13 protein-coding genes are annotated in these 19,604 nt (G+C 65.3%); 8 read left to right on the top strand and 5 right to left on the bottom strand.

What is annotated here, in order from left to right:
- Positions 1–64: 64 nt before the first annotated feature.
- The 5 genes from R5W23_RS00845 to R5W23_RS00825 all read right to left on the bottom strand — a co-directional run bounded on the left by R5W23_RS00845 (position 65) and on the right by R5W23_RS00825 (position 8,641).
- A complete protein-coding gene (locus tag R5W23_RS00845) occupies positions 65–1,081 on the bottom strand; it encodes a CsgG/HfaB family protein (protein ID WP_320684690.1) in 1,017 nt (338 codons plus the stop codon).
- A 94-nt stretch (positions 1,082–1,175) separates the two neighbouring features.
- The gene (locus tag R5W23_RS00840; RefSeq protein ID WP_320684689.1) at positions 1,176–3,443 is read right to left on the bottom strand and encodes a serine/threonine-protein kinase; all 2,268 of its coding nucleotides are present in this window, start codon (positions 3,441–3,443) and stop codon (positions 1,176–1,178) included.
- A 107-nt stretch (positions 3,444–3,550) separates the two neighbouring features.
- Positions 3,551–4,180: an RNA polymerase sigma factor gene (locus R5W23_RS00835; protein ID WP_320684688.1), complete on the bottom strand. Its 630-nt coding sequence runs from the start codon at positions 4,178–4,180 to the stop codon at positions 3,551–3,553.
- An 89-nt stretch (positions 4,181–4,269) separates the two neighbouring features.
- Positions 4,270–7,122, bottom strand: coding sequence for a hypothetical protein (locus R5W23_RS00830; RefSeq protein ID WP_320684687.1), 2,853 nt, complete (start codon positions 7,120–7,122; stop codon positions 4,270–4,272).
- Positions 7,123–7,615: 493 nt separating this feature from the next.
- Positions 7,616–8,641, bottom strand: coding sequence for a DUF1559 domain-containing protein (locus tag R5W23_RS00825; protein WP_261187010.1), 1,026 nt, complete (start codon positions 8,639–8,641; stop codon positions 7,616–7,618).
- Positions 8,642–8,664: 23 nt separating this feature from the next.
- On the opposite strand from R5W23_RS00825, the gene R5W23_RS00820 reads away from it, so the two are divergent.
- From R5W23_RS00820 to R5W23_RS00785, 8 genes are all read left to right on the top strand, one after another.
- The gene (locus R5W23_RS00820) at positions 8,665–8,829 is read left to right on the top strand and encodes a hypothetical protein (RefSeq protein WP_320684686.1); all 165 of its coding nucleotides are present in this window, start codon (positions 8,665–8,667) and stop codon (positions 8,827–8,829) included.
- Between the two features lie 1,198 nt (positions 8,830–10,027).
- A complete protein-coding gene (locus R5W23_RS00815) occupies positions 10,028–11,074 on the top strand; it encodes an AAA family ATPase (protein WP_261187012.1) in 1,047 nt (348 codons plus the stop codon).
- A 3-nt stretch (positions 11,075–11,077) separates the two neighbouring features.
- Entirely contained in the window at positions 11,078–11,938 is an 861-nt protein-coding gene (locus R5W23_RS00810; RefSeq protein WP_320684685.1) for a DUF58 domain-containing protein, read from the top strand.
- Between the two features lie 36 nt (positions 11,939–11,974).
- Entirely contained in the window at positions 11,975–12,820 is an 846-nt protein-coding gene (locus tag R5W23_RS00805) for a hypothetical protein (RefSeq protein ID WP_320684684.1), read from the top strand.
- Positions 12,817–13,770 carry a vWA domain-containing protein gene (locus tag R5W23_RS00800; protein WP_261187015.1) on the top strand — a complete coding sequence of 318 codons (954 nt, stop codon included), beginning with the start codon at positions 12,817–12,819 and terminating at the stop codon, positions 13,768–13,770. The genes R5W23_RS00805 and R5W23_RS00800 overlap by 4 nt, the downstream gene beginning before the upstream one ends.
- Positions 13,764–14,816 carry a vWA domain-containing protein gene (locus R5W23_RS00795; RefSeq protein WP_320684683.1) on the top strand — a complete coding sequence of 351 codons (1,053 nt, stop codon included), beginning with the start codon at positions 13,764–13,766 and terminating at the stop codon, positions 14,814–14,816. Before R5W23_RS00800 ends, R5W23_RS00795 begins: the two co-directional genes overlap by 7 nt.
- Before the next feature lie 91 nt (positions 14,817–14,907).
- Positions 14,908–15,624: a DNA repair protein RecN gene (locus tag R5W23_RS00790; RefSeq protein ID WP_320684682.1), complete on the top strand. Its 717-nt coding sequence runs from the start codon at positions 14,908–14,910 to the stop codon at positions 15,622–15,624.
- Between the two features lie 126 nt (positions 15,625–15,750).
- Positions 15,751–19,557 carry a hypothetical protein gene (locus tag R5W23_RS00785; protein WP_320684681.1) on the top strand — a complete coding sequence of 1,269 codons (3,807 nt, stop codon included), beginning with the start codon at positions 15,751–15,753 and terminating at the stop codon, positions 19,555–19,557.
- Positions 19,558–19,604: the final 47 nt, after the last annotated feature.

Raw genomic sequence — 19,604 nt, 5'->3', positions numbered from 1 at the left:
GCACAGACACGACGACTCGAGTCGCGCTCTCGGGTTTGGTTGCCGATGGCAAGCAGGTCTGCGGTTACCTTTTGTTTTCCGCCGTAACGAGTTGAGGGAGTACCCGCTCGATCAGGAGTGCGGCCGCGCTTTGGATCGCGGTCCTGCCCGCGATCTGTTCGGACAAATCGACCACGACCGCCGTGTGCCGGTCCACCGCGAGCACTTTGCCGGTTCGGCGGTCGATCGCTTTTAGTTCGACCCGCGCCCGCACACTGACCAGCGGCCCGACGCGGCCGGCCGCCTCGCTGAGCCCTTCGCCGGTGACGAACACGTCCGCACGGTTCTCGCCGCCCGCGTCAAGATCGATCACCTCGAACGCCAAATCCCGGGCACGTTTGGTGACCTCCGTCTGTGCGGCCGGCGCCGCTGTCGGTTGCCCGACGTGTCGTTCGATAACACGCACCGCGAGCGTGGGGCGGGCGGCTTTGCCGAGCTTGCGGTTGAGCGCGGCGATCCGGTCTGCGACCGGGACCGGTGCGGGCACGAGGCGGTCGCGCTGCTTGATTGTGACCCCGGTGATCCCGTGAGCGAGTTGCGCGACCAGCCCTTCAAGATCGTCTGACAGCGTGCCCTCGGCGGAAGCCCCGACCACACGGCCGGACTCGGAGCTAATGACCTTGGCGATCAGGTGGACCCGCTTGTCCACCTGAACCACCGACCCCGTGATGAGCAATTTAGCTCCGGTGAGTTGGCCGACCGTCACGGCCGTATCGGCCTTGACCGCGCCGGTCAGACTCAACGACTGTTCGTCGAGCACCTTCTTTAGGTCCGCCCGGTCTACCAGGAAGAACTCGGGTTGGGCCGTCAGCTTCAGAAACAACAGGTCCGCGACCTTGGGGCCGAGCCCCGTTACGCCGGCGCCGCGCTCGTCGAAACCCAGGAGTGCCACTGGAAGGCCGGGTTCGTTCCTCCCACCTTTGGCCTGCTTGTCGTTGGCTTTATCGATGGCCTTGTCCGGTCCGTGACCGAAGGCCGGGGCCGGCAGGACGCCGCACACCAGCGCCACAGACACCGCGAGCACGATGCGCACCCTCGTCATTGTTCGGTCTCCCACACGGGTTGTTCTGGCCCGGTCCAGAAAGGTGCTTCAGGAGGGCACCAAAGAATCACGGTGCCGCTTGGTGGGCGCGGCCTTACGGTTTCGGGACGGGGGTGACGAACTGGGGAAGTAACCGTTCAACGAGTTCGGCCGTGGCACTCTGAACCGCCGCGTGTGCGGCGACCGCATCGGCCAGATCGACCGCGATCGCCGTTTGCCGGTCCTCCGCAAGGATCTTGCCGGTTTTCCGATCAGTCGCCTTCAACTCGACCCGGGCGCGCACGCTCACCAAGCCCTCGGCGCGGCCGATCACCTCGCTGAACGCGTCGCCGGTGATGACGACGGCCGCACGCCCCGGGTCCGTAACCTCAAACCCCGTTTCTTTTGCGAATTTCGTGACCTCGGTTCGGGCCGCCGCCCCTCCGGCCGGCAACCCGAACTCACGTTCGGTCGTCCATACGCCGACGACCGGACGGGCGGCGCCGCCGAGGCGTTTGTTGAGCGCGGCGATCCGGTCCGCGACCGGAACCGGAGCGGGAAGCAACTCGTCGCCGTGCCGGCTCACCGCGTCCTCGACTGCGGTAGCGAGTCGCTCGACCAGCGCGGTCAGGTCGTCGGTGATCGCGCCCGACACGGGTGCCCCAATGACCTGCGTGGTTTCGGTGCCGATGATCTTGGCAACGAGGTGGAGGCGGCGGTCCGCCCGCACCACCGAGCCGGTGACGATCAGCTTGGCTCCGACGAGTTGCCCGACCCGGACGGCTTCGGCAGGGCTGACCGCGCCCGAAAGGCTGAGCCGCTGTTCGTCGAGGGCTTTTTTCAGGTCCGTGCGGTCGACCAGATGGAGCCCGGGTTTGGCGGCCAGTTTCGCGAATAGCAAGTCGCTCACGGCGGCACCGAGCCCGTCGACCGCCCCGCCGCGCTCATCGAACCCCAACAGCGCGATCGGAACGGCTCGAGCGGCCACGCGCTTCGGATCCTGCGGTTTCGGTGGCTCGGTTTGTTGCACCTGGGGTTCGGCGGGAGAGACCGTTGCGGACGCCAGCCACTGGCGCGCGCCGGCAACGAATAACAGCGCGACGACCGCACCGGCCGCGAGCCCCACACGCTTGACGCGCGGGGCTCGAACCGCGGCCGGTAAGGGAAGGGTGGCGGGCGGAAGCGGTTCGAGCCCCGCGCGGCGCAAGAGGCTCGCCGGATCGGCGCCCGCGCAGAACGGCGCGAGCGCGTGGGCAACGGCGTCGGCGCTCGGGAACCGGTGTCCTGGGTTTTTTGCCAGCATCCGCGACAGAACCCGCGCGAGCGGCTCCGGCACGTCCGGGCGGGTGCTTCGGACCTGCGGCACCGGTCCCACGGTGTGGGCGAGAACCTTGCTGCGCGGCGTGAGGTGCGCCGTTCCTTCGTACGGCGCGGCACCGGTGAGCAGGAAGTACAGCGAGCACCCGAGGCCGTACACGTCGGCACGGGCGTCAACCGTACCGACCGGGTTCGCCTGTTCAGGAGGTAAATAGTCGAACGTGCCGAGGATCTGCCCGTCACTTGTCAGGGCGGTGTCCGCCGTGCGGGATTTGGCCGGGGGCAGACCCCGGTCGGTGTGGGCTGCGAGGCCCAGGTCGAGCACCTTGACCGTGCCCCCGCGGTCGAGCATGAGGTTCAACGGCTTCACGTCGCGGTGAACAAGGCCGTGACCGCTCAGGTGGTGCAGGCCGGCCGCGACCTGCCGCGCGAGTTCGCACGCGTCCGCAACCGGCAGCGGGCCGCAGGCGCGGACCAACCCGTCGAGGTCGATCCCGTCCACTAGGTCCGTGACCAGGAACGCGGTCCCGTTGGCCTCTCCGGCGTCCGTTGCTCGGACGACGTTGGGGTGGTCGAGCTTCCCGTGGGCAACCATCTCGCGCTGGAACCGGGCCAGCGCCGTGTCCCGCACCCGCTCCGGTGGAATGACTTTGAGAGCGACCTCGCGGCCGAGCCGGACGTGTACGGCGCGGTACACGTTCCCCATGCCGCCGCGGCCGATCAGCCGCAGCAGCCGGTACTCCCCGAGTTGACTCGGGAGCGCGATCGGTGCCGGCTCGCTCACTTCCCCTGGAACCAGCAACCGGGCACGCTCGACCGCCCGGCGGCACTCCGCCTCGGCCTCGTAAGCGTCCGCGTTACTGGGTGCGCCTTGTAGGTTCGCGAACAGGGCGTCGGCCTGTCCCACCGTCTCGCCGGCCAGGGCGTGGAGTACGCCCTGGCACGTCGGGCAGTGGTCGAGGTGTTCGACGAGCCCGTCGATCGCGCCGGCGGGCACCATGCCCGCGTAAAAGCTGGACCACGTGTCGCGGTCCGGGCAACAGGCGTTGAACGCGACGTGGCGCATGATCGCTGCCGGGGTACAGGTACGGCTCCCGTGACCGCTCAACCTGAATAACGGCTCAACCTTTCACGTGTTCTTGCGGCGGGATAACTCCGGTCGGCAACCGCCGATCACCGCGGGGAACCACCGATTTCGGCGGCGTCGTCGCCGAGTAACTCGCGGAGCCGGTTCAGGATGCGGGACCGGGCGATGTAAACGGCGTTGGCGGTCATCCCCAGCTCGCGTGCGATGTCCGCGGCGGGGTGCCCCTCGACGGCGGCGCGCCAGAAGGCGTCCCAGCTCCGCGGCTCGAACTCGGCCCGCACCAGTTCCATTGCCCGCCGGAGCAACCCTTCCGTTTCGGCCGCGAGCCCGGGCTGGCTGTCGGAGCCGCTCTCTGCGATCAGCAGTAACCGGTCCTGCGCGTCGGTCCCGCCGGCCGCCTGCGGGCGAACGGCCCGCTGCCGCCAGAAGTCGCGGAGCTTGTTGTGGGTGACGGTCCAGAGCCACCCGCGGAAGGTGTCGCCCGGACGGCCGTGCTGGAACCGCGACGCGCGTGCGGCGACCGACCGGAACACCTCTTGCGTGATGTCGGCGGCGTCCTCGTTGTGGAGCCCGACCCGTCGTGCCCATCCGTAAACTAGCGGCCCGTAGACGGCCGTGAGTTGGTGCCAGGCGCTCGGGTCGCCTTGCTGAACGCCGGCGATCAGGCCCGCCTGAGTGGACCCGGGGGCCGCGCCCGTCGTATGAGATGGGTTCATAACTGAATTCGGTCGTTTCCCGTTCCCGGCTCAAAGTCCAAGTGCGTCGGCCGACTTCAGAACCCTGGCACGTTTGCCAGGGTCGTGGCTCATTTACCGGCCGGTGCGGCAACCTCGACCGTGTAGAAGTTGGTTGTGCGATCGGAGCCGTCAGGGTCGCCCAAGGCAACGAGCCCGTAGTGCGCACTGGTCCCGACCCAGCTAATGTGCGGCAACCCCGAAGCGGCGAGCCGGGCGCGGGTTGCTCCCGGTTCCACCACCCACCAGTTGGATGTCCAGCGTGCCAGGGGCGGTGCGCCGGCAGGTGGGGGGATGAACACACGCTCGATCACATGGAACCGCTGGCCGTCGGGATGAATGAACCAAACATTGCGCGGCAACCCGGTGGCGACCACTTCGCTCACCGGCCCGGGAACGGTGAGCCGCATTAGCCGCGGCTCGTCGTACAGATTCGGTTCTTGAAAGAACATCTTTCCGTTGACCATAGGACCTTTACCCCGGTTCCCTGCTCGCGGGTCGAATGCCGGGACTTGCGCGCCGAGAAACACTTCCGTGGTCGCTCGATCGGGATCAATGATAAGCGGTCGCACGTTGAGTTCGGGAGTGTCGTTGGTGCTCCGACCCACCACGATACGGGTGACCGTTTGGCCATCTGCGGACGGGCCCGTGAGGACACGGACGGACCCCGGCATGAACTTCACGTTCGTTTTTTTCCACTGCTCCTTCTCGAGCCGGTCTGGAGCCTCTCTCGCTTCGTGAAGCACCTTTGCGGTCCCGCCGGTAGCGGGGTTGAATTTTAACGTCGCCACCCAGGCGCGGTCCGCGGCGCCGGCCACGCACACGTGCCCCGGTCCCAGCGCCGCGATGGCCAGCGGGCGCTCACTGCGCCACTGAACCTCGGTCAGCGCGGGTGGGGCGGGCAACCCGTCCGTTTTTGTCAGGTTCCAGGTCTTACCCGCAACCGGGTCTGTGGCCGTCAAGAACCAGCCGGTGACCCCGATTTTGGGGTTCACGTCCATGCCCGAGGCCCACACGTACTTTCCGTCGAAAATAACGCTTTCGGGTAAGCTCGGCCACGTTGCGGATGGGGCCAGTCGCTCGAAGTGCCCCTTCTGCTTCGTGACGTAAACGGCCATTCCGTCCCACGCCACATCGAGATTCGGGCCGGCCGCCACGAGTCCGAGGAGCGGCCGGGCCGGCCCGTTCGGGAGAACCGGGAGTTCCGGCTTAACAGCCGTTAGTCGAACGTCGCGCGCGTTTGTCGTGGCTGGAGCAGGGGGCCGGTACTTCTTCAAATCCGCCTCTCGCTTTTCAGCGCGCGCCAGTTCATCTTTCGCCACGGCTGCGAACCGGAATTGCTCGTTCAGGATGCGAGATTTGAACGCCTCGTAAGCCGGTCCCGTTCTGAACACCGGCGGCCGGCCCTGCTCGGGTTGGTCGAACGCATCAAACCCCAGGATCAGGTACCAGCGCGCCTTTTCCACCGAGGCAGGGGTGTCGGGTAGCCCCGCGAGCAGGCGTTCGACAACGGCGTATTGCTCGGCGGCCGATAGGTTGTGAAGGAGGGGGGCAACGAACTGTAGGTGAACATCCTGGGACGCGTTCGCGACCTGAGGAGCTTTTAAAAGCCGGGCGAACAAGGCGCGTTCGAACTGCCGCGCCTCTTCGAGTAGCGCAGGCCCCTCCGGGGCGTGCAGGTGCCTTGTGACAAGTTCGGTTCTTAAATAGTAGGCTTGACCGCGGAAGTACGACAAGAACAACTGCTCGACGCCAGTTCCCCGCATCGTATGGCGAGACGGGTCGCCGCCGGCGTCGATAAACGCCTCCAAATGCTCGAGGCCGCGGCGGTACAGGAGTAGGAACCGGCGAAAGGCCTTCAGGCCGTCCGTCCTGGAACTCAGCTCGTGCAAGTGGATCTTGCGGAGCGGATCGCCGATAGCGATCATCACAAACACGTGGAGGTCGAGCTGCATCGGATCGACGAGTAGCGCCGCTTCGGCCAGGGCAACGGCCTCCTCCCAGTAGCCGAGCCGTAGTGCCGTTTTGGCGCGGGCCGCAAGCTGCGCGGCTTCGGCTGCGGGAGCGGCGGGTTGTCGGCCGGGGCCATCGGTCCCCGCGTCGATCGCTCCTGCCGACCACTTGCGCACGGCCCCCGGCATCGCGTCGGGCTTCAGCGTGAACGTTTCCGGCTTGCCGACCGGTTTACCGGCGCGCTCTGCGCGGAGTTTCAGTGTGATCGTTCGCTCGTTGCCCTGGCCCTGGTGCCGGTACTCGCCCAAGAGGTAGACCGGGGCCGGGCGCTCGAGCTTGGTGCCAGGGGCCGCCAGGGCGAGCTCCTTCGCGAGCGCTTCGGCCTCGGCGAGTTCCACCACCACCACGCCCTTCCGCCCGAGCGCTTCGGCCTCGGCCAGTTTGGCCAGTGCGCCGCGCAGGTGGTCGTGCGTTTGTTCCAGGTCGTTGCTGACGAACGGCGGAACGGCCACCACTTGCGTGATATTCTCCCCGTGCCTCACGACGCCCGCCCGCACCGCCGCGAGCAGCGCCGTAACGTCGGCGTCGGCGTCGCCGGTTACGGGCACGGCGCTGGCCGCCAGCCGCAACCCGCCCACCGTCTCGCTGACGATCACTTCGAGGGCGGTTGGGCCGCTCCCCGCGACCGGTCGAACGGTCACCAGCAAATCGGCTTTGAGCAGCTTGCCAAGCCGGACCCGGTCGCCGACGCCCTGGGGCGCAAGAAGGGTCTGAAGTTTCTGTTCCTTGAGAACCTTGTCGATGGCGGTGCGCTCGACCCAGGTGGCGCCCGGTTGCGAGAGCAATCGGGCTTCCAACAGGGTGGCGCGTGGGTGCTTGTCCGGGTCCAGCAGAGCGCACACCGGGTCCGCCCCACGCACCGGCCCGGTAGACAGAACGGCCGAAATCAGAACGACGAGACTCGGGCGCACGCGGCGATCCTTGAAGGCGAACGGCGACTCACGCCTAATCCTGTCGCATCGAGCCGTTTTCAGGTCACGGATGGCACCGGAAGCGTGAACGCGATGAACAGTAGACGACATTACTCCCGCGCCTTGCGCGGGCACCAATTCGAGGCAGACGTTCGAACCGGATGTGGCGTATTTTACTTCTCGTAGTGGTTCTGTGCGTTGAGTCGGCGGGTTTTCTGAAGCGCTTCCCGCTGTGTGTGCCGTGTCAGGCGTTCTGACAATTCGTATCGCTGCTTGGGTGCAGAAATATCGGCCGGATAACGAGAATGCGTCGGCCGTGCCACCGGTTGGTCACACGCCCGACGCATTTACGTTCGGACCGAGAACGTCACCGTCGGCCCGACAACTCAAAGACATGCCCGACGGCAGCACCAAGAACGAACCAAGCCGGGGACCAACTTGTGGCGACCGGCTTGCGCTGGGATAAGACTCGTTTTAAGTCTTCCGCCACGGTTTACGGAGGGGTGATAACGATCGGCCGGGAGTACCACAGCATCGCCTGGAACATGGCGCAATCATCAAGCCCGGACGAGTCCGTGTACTGGTATTGGTAGTTCCGCACCGAACCGTCACAGTACACCACCGGGGAACCGCCCGAGTGCGGCCCGCCGAAATGGTTCACGTCCACGTTGTTCGTGTCCTGAATGTAACCCTTCTTCGCGTGGCTTCCGCCACCGCCCGCGTCCGCCCACCGCATGTGGTCCGCGAAGCCTCCGCCGCTCCCGTTGTTAGCAGTCAGCCAGGTGTGGGCGTAGCCGGTGTCCTGGTTGTACGTGTTCTGGTTGCCGTAGTCCTGAATATTCATCGACTTGTGGGCGATCATGATGATGTTTGACGACCCAGCTGACATGCTAACAATGGTCTGGCTTTTTCCGGCCTGACCTTGCCCGCCAGCCGAGCCGTCGTCCAGAACCCCGTTGGCCCAAACGCCACTGGTGCTGAACCCGAGTGTGCTCCCGTAATTGGAAAGGCTACCGGTCCGGATGCCGCCGCCGTAAGCGCCCGCGTAGTCGATCTTCGGCCCGGCACCCTTGTCCCGCCGGCTTGGGCACAAGAAAATGCCGACGGTCATGGTGCTGTTCACCTGCTTCGCGGCGGCAGCGTATTGCGCGCCGGCCGCGTTCCACGGTGAGGTGTTGCCGGCCTGCCGGGCCGTGTTCTCGGTGTTAATTGCCGTCTGGAACAGCGGGAACACCAAGTTGTAAACGTTACCCTGCTCGATATACGGCAAGATGCGGATCGGCCAACTTACCCCCTGCGTCGACCCTTCCACCGGGAAACCGTTGTAGACATCGTGGAAGTTGTGCATCGCCAGCCCAATTTGCTTCAAATTGTTCTGGCACTTCGTCCGCGCGGCGGCTTCGCGGACCTTCTGAACGGCCGGCAAGAGCAGGCCGATCAGGATGGCGATGATTGCAATAACTACCAACAGCTCAATGAGCGTAAAGCCGGTACGCCGGGATCGGAGAAAGCCCTTCATACATGCCCTCACGGATAAGAAACATGAGCGAAACAAGCGATATGGAGCAATGGCCGCGCCCGCGAGACGATGCAAAGCCACATAATGAATGGTCGGTGAAAAAAGAACGGGTCACATTTTTTGTGACAGATGTGGCTCTTAAGCGAAATAGTCGTCGCAAGTATCTGCGGGATCTGAACTTAAATTGATGAAAATTCAGGTGGAGAACACGCTGTGAATGCGACTTGTATTCCTCCAGTATTCAGGGTGCCGGGTGTGTTTGGCTGGTGAAATCCTAAATCGATGTTCGAAAAGAATTTGCGACGGATAGGTTCCTGAAAACCATCTCCACTGCATCAAACCAATTCAGAACTTACGTCGAAAGTCGATTGCAATTGTTCATACGGTCTAATGAGAGTTTGGGTTTGCCTCTCAAGCACCAAAATCATGCCCACGAAGAGTTGTTCCGTGAGCCGACAAGCGGCGGGTGTGAGCGTGCCATCAGTTCAGTAGGGGAGCGGTGACGGTTCCAAATAACTCAAATGAGTGAGCGAATTCTGATGACGCGCTGCATACCGGCGACTCATGACATCTTCGTGCTCTCTCGATCGCACTTGGGGCGGTGGGATTCGCCTGATGGGGTGTCAACTGGACAATCGCTGTCAGCCCGATGGCAATTCGCTACCAGTTCGCTGGTCGGTCGCTGCCAAGAAATATCACCAGCCACCCCTTGAGACGCAACTGGAAGGACGACGCGGAATGGTCCCGGAGTGCGCGGGGTGTGTGGCGCAAAGTGTTTTTCAGACGGTATTTGTGGTGATTTGTGTTCATGCGGACCGTTCCGCTCATGGGGCCGAAATCGGATACCAGGATGTGGTTCTTGGTGCAAATTCTGCTTGTCGCGGTTCGCAAGAAGTACGCAAAAGGGAAAATGAGACCAAAAACGGACCCACTGAATGGCCTTGGCCGCTAATGAGAGAGAACGGTCGAGAGAATAAACACCTTTGTCGTACCTGTGTAACAGTGATGCCGGCTTTTCGAGAAATGAAAAACTGCGAGATTTCGCAAAGGTCATCCGAGGGTGTTGTGTCGGAACTGATTTTGATGTCTACTGTGTTGGCGCGCTCAGGAACTTGCACCGGCACCAACCATGTGTTGCGATTCGCGAAGTCGAGCGACCGCCGGAGGTCAACGGAATCAGGATCGAACAGCCCGGTGGTAAGACGGATGAAATCCAGTTCGCTCTTGGCACCGCGTTCCTCATCGCGTATACAATTATTCTCTCTTGAGTTGTTCGCAATTGAACTGGCCGGCCTCTCCGACTTTGCGGGCCGCGTATCGCTTTTACCTGAAACCGTCGCGTAGCAGCGGCGTCTGTCTGGACCCACGAACTCAGGGGAGCTGCGGATGGCGGGCATTCACGGGGGCAGCGATTCGTCGAACGGGGCAGCCGCCCCGGAATCGGTCGTCCGGTTCCTGAACGGCGTTCGCGAACGGATCGGTACCGTCGTCGTCGGCCAGGACGCCGTCGTCGAGCGAATCCTGATCGCCCTGCTCACCAGCGGGCACCTGCTCTTGGAAGGCGTGCCGGGGCTGGCGAAGACGCTTCTCGTTTCGTGCCTCGCGAAGTCGATTCACCTCCAGTTCGCTCGCATCCAGTTCACGATCGACCTGCTCCCGTCGGACATCCTCGGGTCCGAAATCCTGGACCAGCGGACCAACGAGTTCCGCGTGAACAAAGGGCCGGTGTTCACCAACCTGCTGTTGGCCGACGAAATCAACCGCGCCGCGCCGAAAGTGCAGTCGGCCCTCCTCGAGGCGATGCAGGAGCGGAAGGCGACCATCGGCAAAGAGGCGTTCAAGCTGCCGTCGCCGTTCCTGGTGATCGCGACCCAGAACCCGGTCGAGCAGGCGGGCACGTTCGAATTGCCCGAAGCCCAGCTCGACCGGTTCATGCTCCGGCACCGGCTCCGCTACCCGACGCTCGACGAGGAGCGTGAGGTGCTGAAGCGGAACTTGGCGCTGGGGGTGAAGCGTGAGGGCGCCGGCGCGGTCGCGCGGACCGAGTTCGACGTACTCGACGAGCAACCGGTGGGCACGATCGACGACCTGATCGTCGCGATGGAAGTCGCGTCACGGGTTCACGTGAGCGACACGTTCGTGGAGCACGTGCTCGACGCCATTCACCGCACCCGGAGCCACCCGGACATCGAGTTGGGCGCGAGCCCCCGGGCCGGCATCTCGTTGCTGAAGGCGGCAAAAGCCCGGGCGCTGATCCGGGGGCGCGGCTACGTCGTACCGGACGACCTGTACGCGCTCGCGCCGGATGTGATCCTGCACCGCATCCGCCTGAACTACGAGGCCCTGGCGGACGGCAAGACCGGCGAGCAGGTGCTTCAGGAGCTCCTGCACGACCTCACCCGCGGCAAGAAGAAAGTCACCTCGGTGAGCTGACACATGGACGGGCAGCTCGACACCGCCGACCACCTGACCGCGCGCCAGTTCGTGATCGCGGTCAAGAAGCTGGCCGACGCGCTCAACTACGGCACCGACCGGTCGCCCTTCCTGGGCTCCGGGATCGAGTACGCGCAGTCGCGCCAGTACCAGCCGGGTGACCCGGTGCGGTCCATCGACTGGCGCATCACCGCCCGCATGGGGAAGGTGTTCGTTAAGGAGTACGAGGCGCCCAAGCAGCTCCCGTGCTACCTGCTGCTCGACACCTCGGCGTCGATGACCGTGAGTTCGGTGAAGCGGAGCAAGTACGCGGTCGCGGTCCACATCGCCGGCGCGCTGGCGTTCGCGTGCCTGGACCGGGTTAGTCCGGTGGGCGTGCTGGGCGTCGGCGGGCGGGACGTGCGACTCGAGCCGAGCCTGTCGCGGGCCGCGGTGCTGCGGTGGCTGCACGAGTTCCGCCGGTTCCGGTACGACGAGCACACGACGCTGGGCCGACGGGTCGCCGAGTTGGCCCCGACCCTGCCGAACCGGTGCCTCGTGGTCGCGCTCAGCGATCTGCACGACCCGACGGCGGTGCCCGCGCTGAAGCTCATGGCGCAACGGCACGACGTGATCGTGATTCAGCCGCAGGACCCCGCGGAACAGGGGGTTGCGGGTACCGGGTTTCTGCGGGCCGGCGAGGCCGAGACCGGGCGCGTGTTCGTCACCCGCGGCTCGCGCCGGTGGGTGGATGCGGAGCGCACCGCCCGGCAACTGAAGCGGGCCGGGGTCGACCACCTGCTGGTGCGCACGGACCAACCGTTCGTCGCGGACCTGCGCAACTTTTTGATCGGCCGTAACGTGCTGGGACGTGGGCGGCGGTAAGCGAACCACAAGCAGAAGGCGCGAGGCAAACGGGCAATGACACACCGCCGTCCGGCCGAACTCCTCCGTACAGTAGCGTGCGCGCTCGCGCTGCTCGCGTCCGCCGACCGCGCCAGGGCACAGACCGAGACCACCGTCGGCATGACGGGAACACTCGAAGGGCTCGTGTTGCCCGGTTCCGAACTCGAGGCCGCGCCGCTCACCGACCGAAAGGCCAAGGCGGTTGTTCGCGTCTCCCGTGTGTACCCGCACGGCACTGCGTTCCGTTACGACATTGAATACTTCGGCCTTGAGCCCGGCACGCACGACCTGCGTCAGTACCTCAAGCGCAAGGACGGGTCACCGTTAGGCGAGCTGCCGCCGATCGCGGTGCAGGTGAAGCCGGTGCTGCCGCCCGGACAGGTGCAGCCGAACAAGCTCGAAATCGACACCGGTTCGCGGCTCGGTGGGTACCGGTTCCTCGTGACCGGTGCCATTGCGGTGTGGGGCCTGGGGCTGATCGCCGTGGTGGCGTCGTTCTTCTTCCCGCGCCGGAAGAGTGCGGTCGGCGGTGCCGATCGCCGTCCCGTGTCACTCGCAGAGCGGTTGCAACCGCTCGTTGAGGGCGCGACCGCGGGGACGCTCTCGCGGGCCCAACTGGCGGACCTGGAGCGGGCGCTGCTCGCTTACTGGCGGAAACGGCTCAAGCTCGAAGGGGTTGAGCCGGGTGAGGCGATCGAGGCGATGCGCAAGGACTCTCAGGCTGGGCCGCTCCTCTCCCAAATGGAAGCCTGGCTGCACCGGCCCGGGCCGGCGCAGCCGGTCGATGTGGCCGCTCTGCTGGCTCCGTACCGCAACCTGCCGCCGGAAGTGCTCGACCTCGAACTGGGGGGCGCGGCGTGAACTACAAAGAGATTCCGCTCGTCTGGCCGCAGTTCGCCCACGTCCCGGTGCTGGTCGCACTGGTCGTGCCCGCGCTGATGCTCGGGTGGGTGTGGGCCGGCCGCTGGCTGCTCCCGACCCGCCGGGTCGTGCTGCCGCTCGACGGCGCCCGCGCTCGCGGCGGGTGGTTCGCGTGGACGCTCATTACCCTGGCGGAATCGGTGCCGCCACTGCTGCTGGCGGTCGCGGTGTTCATTCTCGCAAATCCACAGCGGAACGGGCCGCCGCAGCAAAAGCGATCGCTCACCAACATCCAGTTCGCCGTGGACGTGTCCGGCAGCATGACGGCACCGTTCGGCGACGGGAACCGGTACGACGCTTCCATGAAGGCGATCGACACGTTCCTCGACTTCCGTAAGGGGGACGCGTTCGGGCTCACCTTCTTTGGGGACGCGTTCGTCCACTGGGTGCCGCTCACCACCGACGTGACCGCGATTCGGTGCTCGCCGCCGTTCATGCGCCCCGAGATCGCGCCGGCGCCGTTCGGCGGCACCGCGATCGCCAAGGCGCTGAACGGCTGCAAGACGGAACTGCGCCGCCGCGACGAGGGCGACAAGATGATCGTCCTCATCACCGACGGGTTCAGTTACGACCTCACGGGCAACGACGAGGAGATCGCTCGTTCGCTGAGCGCCGAAGGGGTGTCGGTGTTTTGTATCATCGTGGGCGGGTTCGAGCCGCAAGCCGAGATCGTCAACATTTGTCGGCTCACCGGCGGCGAGGCGTTCCGCGCCGACGACCCGGACGGGCTGCCCGCGGTGTTCAAGAAAATTGACACCATGAAACAGGCCCAGCTCAAGCCGACGATTGCGGATACGGTGGATTACTACGAGCCGTTCGTGATCGTGGCGATGGTTCTGCTAGTTTTGGGCGTGCTGTGCCTGTTCGGACTGAGGTACACGCCGTGGTGATCCCGATTCCCAAACTGGACCCGACCTCCGCGACCGGGCTGAACGCAGCCGTCACGTTGGGATTCGGTGTCGCTGCTGTCGTGGTCGTTGTCGCAGTCGCGGCGGAGTTGCTGCACTATTTGCGGGTGAGGCGGGTCGCGGCGCTGGCGTTCGGCCCGCGCCGGGACCGGCTGTTTCTGTCAGCCGTCGCGCCGGTGTTCCGGGTGCTTGCGCTGGCCGCGGTCGCGTGGGGGCTCACGGTACTGCTGACGGTCGAACCAAAATCGCACAAGCCGGGTGAGATCAAGGAGTCCGAATACCGGCACCTCGTACTCGTGCTCGACGTGTCGCGCAGCATGGAGGTCGAGGACGCGGGCGGGGGCGGGAAGCAGAAGAGGGCTGAGCGCGCCGCCGATCTGATCCAATCGTTTTTCGAACGGGTGCAGGCCGAGCGGTACAAGACGACGGTGATCGCGGTCGCGTCCGAGGCCAAGCCCGTGGTGCTCGATACCACCGACCGTGAGGTGATCCGTAACATCCTCACCGAACTGCCGATGCGGCACGCGTTCAAGCCGGGCGAGACCAACATGTTCGCTGGCCTTGAAGAGGCCGCCAGGGTGGCGAAGCCGTGGCCCCCCGGCAGCGCGGTGCTGATGGTGGTTACGGACGGTGACACGGTTCCGACGACCGGCATGCCGAAGATGCCGGCGTCGATCGGGGGTAACGTGGTCATGGTGGGTGTCGGTAACCCGACCGTCGGGAAATCACTCGGCGGGCACACGACTCGCCAGGACGCCTCGACTCTGCGTCAGGTGGCGACACGGCTGAACGGCACTTATCACGACGGCAACGAGAAGCAACTGACGACAGCGCTGGTGTCGAGCATTGACGAGCGTGCAAAGCCGAAAACCGGAGACCGGTGGACCGCTCGCGAGTACGCCCTGTTGTGCATCGGGAGCGGCGCTGCGGCACTGGGGTTCATCCCGGTGCTCCTGATGCTGCTCGGGACCGGTTGGGAGCCCGGCCGCCGCCCGACGCCGGAGGGCGGTTCCGGACCGCGGCGGTGAAACTGTGGTGACAGGTTCGTGCGGATTGACCCACAGCGTGCGGTTTGCTTGTTAGCGCGATTCCGATTCCCTTGTCGCGGAGGACGGTTCGATGGCGCTTCGCGTTCTGCTGTTGACCGGATGGCTGCTGCTCGGCGTGGGCGCCGCGGTGGCCCACTGGTTCGGGCCGGGGGTGGACGGGCGCAAGCTCGACCGGGTGGCGCTGCACGTGACGGCCGCCGAGCAGGCGGTCGCGGCCGAGGACTACGCCACGGCCGTCGAGGCGTTCGACCAGGCGCTCAAGGCGCTGCCGGACGGGCGCGCGGCCGAGGCCCGCAAGCTGCGGCTGGAGAAGGCCAAGGCGCAGATGCTCGCGCAACAGCTCACCGAGGCGCACGGGGACCTGCGGGCACTGGTGGACGAGCTGGCGGCGGACCCGGGGGCCGACCCGAAGGTGCTGGCCGACGCCCGGTCCGCGCAGGCCAACAGCCAGTACTACACCACCTGGCTGATGCGGCTCGAGGGGCTGTCCCGGGACGAGTGGGAGCCGGAGATCGAGGCCGCCCGGCAGAGCTACCGGCTGCTGGCCGAGCAGGCCGACCGGCGGGGCGACGGGGCCGCCGCGGCGAAGCACCGCGAGGACCTGGAGTCGGCCGTGCGGCTGGCCCGGATGGAGCAGTCCGAGCTCCAGGGGCTGAACCTGCCGAAGCAGTGCAAGGGGTGCTGTAGCTGCAAGGGGCGCAAGCCGAGCGTCGCCAAGGGGCCGCCCAAGAAGAACGACATCCGCAGCGCCGGCGGCGCGCCGCCCCTCGACGACAGCGGGCACTGACCTGCGGCGGGCTGGGGGCGAGCCCGGCCCGCGTTTCTCATTTTCCGAACTTCGTTTTGTGTCAGTTTGATCCGGCAGGCCGGTTCAACTTTCGGTCCCTCCCGCCCTCGCGCCGAGGCCACACCTGTGAAGAAGACGTTCGCATTCACCCTGCTCGCGCTTGCAGGCGGGATGACCGCCTACGCCCAGTTGCCGGTGGCCCCGCCGCCCCACGAAGCGGACAAAGGCGCCACACCGACCGCGCCCGGCACGCCCAAAAAGGAAGAGCCCAAAGAAACGCCGCGGATGTCGCGGCTCAAGTCGCTGAGCTTCGACCGGCGCTCGTCCAGCATCTTGAAGGCATGGGCGCCTCAACCGGAACCGAAAAAGGACGACACTCCAAAGGAACCGGTCGTCAAGAGCCCCGAGGCAAAGGAGCCAGACCCGAAGGTTGCGGAGCAAGCCGCGGCGCTCGACAAAGAAATTTCCGCGTTCCAAAAGAACGTCACGCTGGGGAAATGGGCGGAGGTGAAGGCATATTTGGCGTCACTGCCGGCGGACGAGGGCGAGGCCGGGTACAAGCAGTTGCTGGCGAGCCTGCAAGGGCGGCCCGGAATGGGGCGCCCTGGTGGGGCGGGTGGCATCGACCCAATGGAAATGCAGATGATGCAGGGGCCGGGCCAGCAGTTCGCCGAGCGAAATCTGTTCTCCGCCGACGATGTGCTCGGACTGGCCGCTGCTGCCCCCGTCGGCAAGGAACCTGTGAAGCCCCGGCAGGAGAAAGAGACGCTCACGGGGCTGGGGGCAATATTCCGCGAGGCGATCAACGGCGGTACGTTGCCAGAGGTTGCTGTTGCGCGCCTCAAGACCGAGGTCGCGAAGCCCGCAGGGCAGGCGGTGCTTACTAAACGTCAGGTGTCGAAGTTGCTCACCGGTGCGGGACTGTCGGAGTTTGCTGGCGATTTCCTGCCGACCCTTGAGCAAGCCCAAAAGGATAAGGACCTCGAAGCGCTGAACCTGCTCACTCGATACTTTTTGGCGCTGCACGCGAAGGAGTCCAAGTCAGGTAATTTAGAGCGCGGGTGGGCGGCCGTACAGGCCGTAATGAGCGTTCCGGACGGTGTCGCAGAGGAGAAAGAGGAAGCGCTGGTGCGCGCCGTTGAGTTGGCCCCGCGACTGAAGGACGAGCTCGGTCAAGAGTGGCTCGGTGCGAGCTTCACCAAGAACCCCGAGCGGGGCCAAGAGATCCTGGCGTCAGTCGGCACGCTGGTGTCACGTGGGTTGTCAACACGCCCGCACGCGATTGAGGAACGGTTGAACGCGCTCAAGCTGTCGCAGACGGCCGTAACGGCGCTGCTGAAGGCTGCTCCAGGGAAAGTCAGGGAGTGGAAGGCGGCACTCACGGTGCTCGCGCTCGGGTGGCAAAAGGAGGCCGACTTTTCGCAGCGGTTCGACCGCTCGTCCGGGGGCTCGCGGCTCCGCCGCGACATGTACGGCAACATCTTCTTTTCGTCGGGGGACGAGGACGACCAGATGTCGCGCATGATGATGATGCAACAGCCGAACATGCCGCGTCCGATCTTGGTCGCGGACATCATCAAGGCCGCTCCCGACGCCGCGTGGCTCGCGGCGATCGACGAGTCACTGCGCCCCAAACTGGCCGAATCGGTGGCCCGGCTGCACTTGAAGGCGAACGAGGAGGATAAGGCGTTTCCGCTCATCGAGCAACTCGCCGGTGCTCAGCCCACCGAAGCGAAAGGGCTGGTGAAGGAGTTTCTACGGGTGTGGACCCGCAACCACGACCCGAACGCGAGCCGTAACGAGAACCGCTACTCGTGGTTCTTCTTTGCCTTCGAGCAGCGGGCCGAGAGCATTCCGCTGACCCGCTCGAAGCAGGAGCGGAACCTGAAGGAACTGGCCGGCTGGGTGGCCCGCATCAAGAAGCTGCCCGGGAGCGCCGGCGACCTCGACGACGAGGCCGTGGTGCGAGCGTTTACCGCGTGCCACAGCTCCGCCGAGGTGTACCGCACCGAGGCGATCGAGGCCGTGTTCGGGCCACTCGGCGGGCTTAAGCCGAAGACGCTTGCTGGCTTGGCCGATCAGATGCGCACCAACCTTGCTGGTTTGTGGAAGTCGCCAGCGAACCAGGAGCAGAACAAGACCAAACGCAAAAAGAAGGACATTGAGGCGGAGGTGCTCCGCGGGTACGAGGTGGCGCAGGCAGTGGTGGCCGACGGCCTGAAGAAGTTCCCGGGCCACTGGGTGCTGCTCGCCGCCCGGGCGGGGCTGATGCACGACGAGATCAACTTCCGCCAGGAGCTGAACAAGTCGTCCGATTTCTCCGCGAAGCGCACCGCTGCACTCAAGACGTACCGCCAAGCCGCGGAGGAGTACGCGAAGGCGGTCCGCACCATGCCCGAGGACGAACACACCACGTCTGTACACGAGCAGTGGTTCGCGGCGGGGCTCGGGGCCGTCGATCTGGGCATGATCTCGGAGGAGAAGCAGCCGGACTGGACCCAGCCGCCGCTCATCCGCGCGGCCATCCTCGCGCTGCCCGGCGATCTTGCCGAGAAGCACATGGGCAAGTTCGCGAACAACCTCTTCATCAAGATGAGCGGCGCCAAGCCGCACGTGAAGTTCAACTACCTCAAGGCCGGGTTCCAGATCGTTGAGGATCACAAGCAGGCGGCCGAGGCGAAGAAGGTGTTCGATTACTACAAGGACCTCGTCACCGAGATCAAGCTGGAGGCGGTGGTCGACGGGTCGAGCGAGGTGGGCCACGGGCGCCCGTTCGGGCTGTTCGTGAACCTCAAGCACACGCGCGACATCGAACGCGAGTCGGGCGGGTTCGGCCGGTACCTCCAGAACCAGAACAGTATGTCCTACTCCTACAACTACGGCCGCCCGACCGCGGACTACCGCGACCGGTTCGAGTCCGCCGCACGAACCGCCCTCAAGGAGCAGTTCGAGGTGGTGTCGGTGACGTTCCAGGACGAAAAGGTAACGTCGCGGGCGGCCGCCGGCGAGTTCGGGTGGCGGTACACCCCATACGCATACGTCCTGCTCAAGCCGCGTGGCCCCCAGGTGGACAAGATTCCGCCGCTGCGGCTGGATCTCGACTTTCTGGAAACGTCGGGCTACGTCGTGATGCCGGTCGAGACGCCGGCCGTTCCGATCAGCGCGCGCACTGCCTTGGGCGAGCCGCGTCCGGTGGAGAAGCTGTCGGTCACGCAGACGCTCGACGAGCGTCAGGCCGATAAGGGCGTGCTGTTGCTTGAGGTGAAAGCGGTTGGCGTCGGGCTCGTGCCGGAGTGGTCGGAACTTGCGGGCGACTATGTCCCGGAGGGCTTTGAAGTAACCAAGACGGAAACGAACGGGTTGGGCGTGAAGAAGTTCGATGAGGACGGCGATCGCAACGCGGTGGTTTCGGAGCAAGCGTGGACGCTCACGCTGAAGGGGCGCGAGGACCGGGCTCAGCTCCCGAAGACGTTCAAGTTCGCTTCGGTTAAGGTGCCGACCAAGGAGACCGTGTACCAACGCTATGTGGACGCGGACCTCGCTTCGGTGAGTGAGGAGGTGCCACTGGAGCAGACCTACGGCAAGAAGAAGAGCATGCTGCTTTGGTATGTGTTGGCCGGATTGATCGCAGCGTTCGTACTGGCTGCCGTGGTGGTTGCGGTGGTCGTGTCACGAACAGCGACGCGCGCAACGGTTGAGAGCCGGTTGCCCAAGAACCTCGACCCGTTTACCGCGGCCGCCCTCCTACGAGAGGTACGTGAGCGCACGGATCTGAGCTCGTCACAGCGCGCCGCGCTGGATCAGGATCTTGCCGAGATCGAACGCCACCACTTTGCGGCCGGGTCGAACGGACAGCCCGCACCAGACCTGCGGCAGATTTTGGAGCGGTGGGTCCAAACAGCCGCGCCGGTGAAATCGGTTGTCACAGTGTGACGTTGCACCCGTTCGGGGTATGGCTCATACGGTGTCCGGGAGAGCTC

Source organism: Gemmata algarum, assembly GCF_034097035.1.
Lineage (GTDB): Bacteria > Planctomycetota > Planctomycetia > Gemmatales > Gemmataceae > Gemmata > Gemmata algarum.
This window is presented reverse-complemented; position numbering and strand designations above follow the sequence as displayed.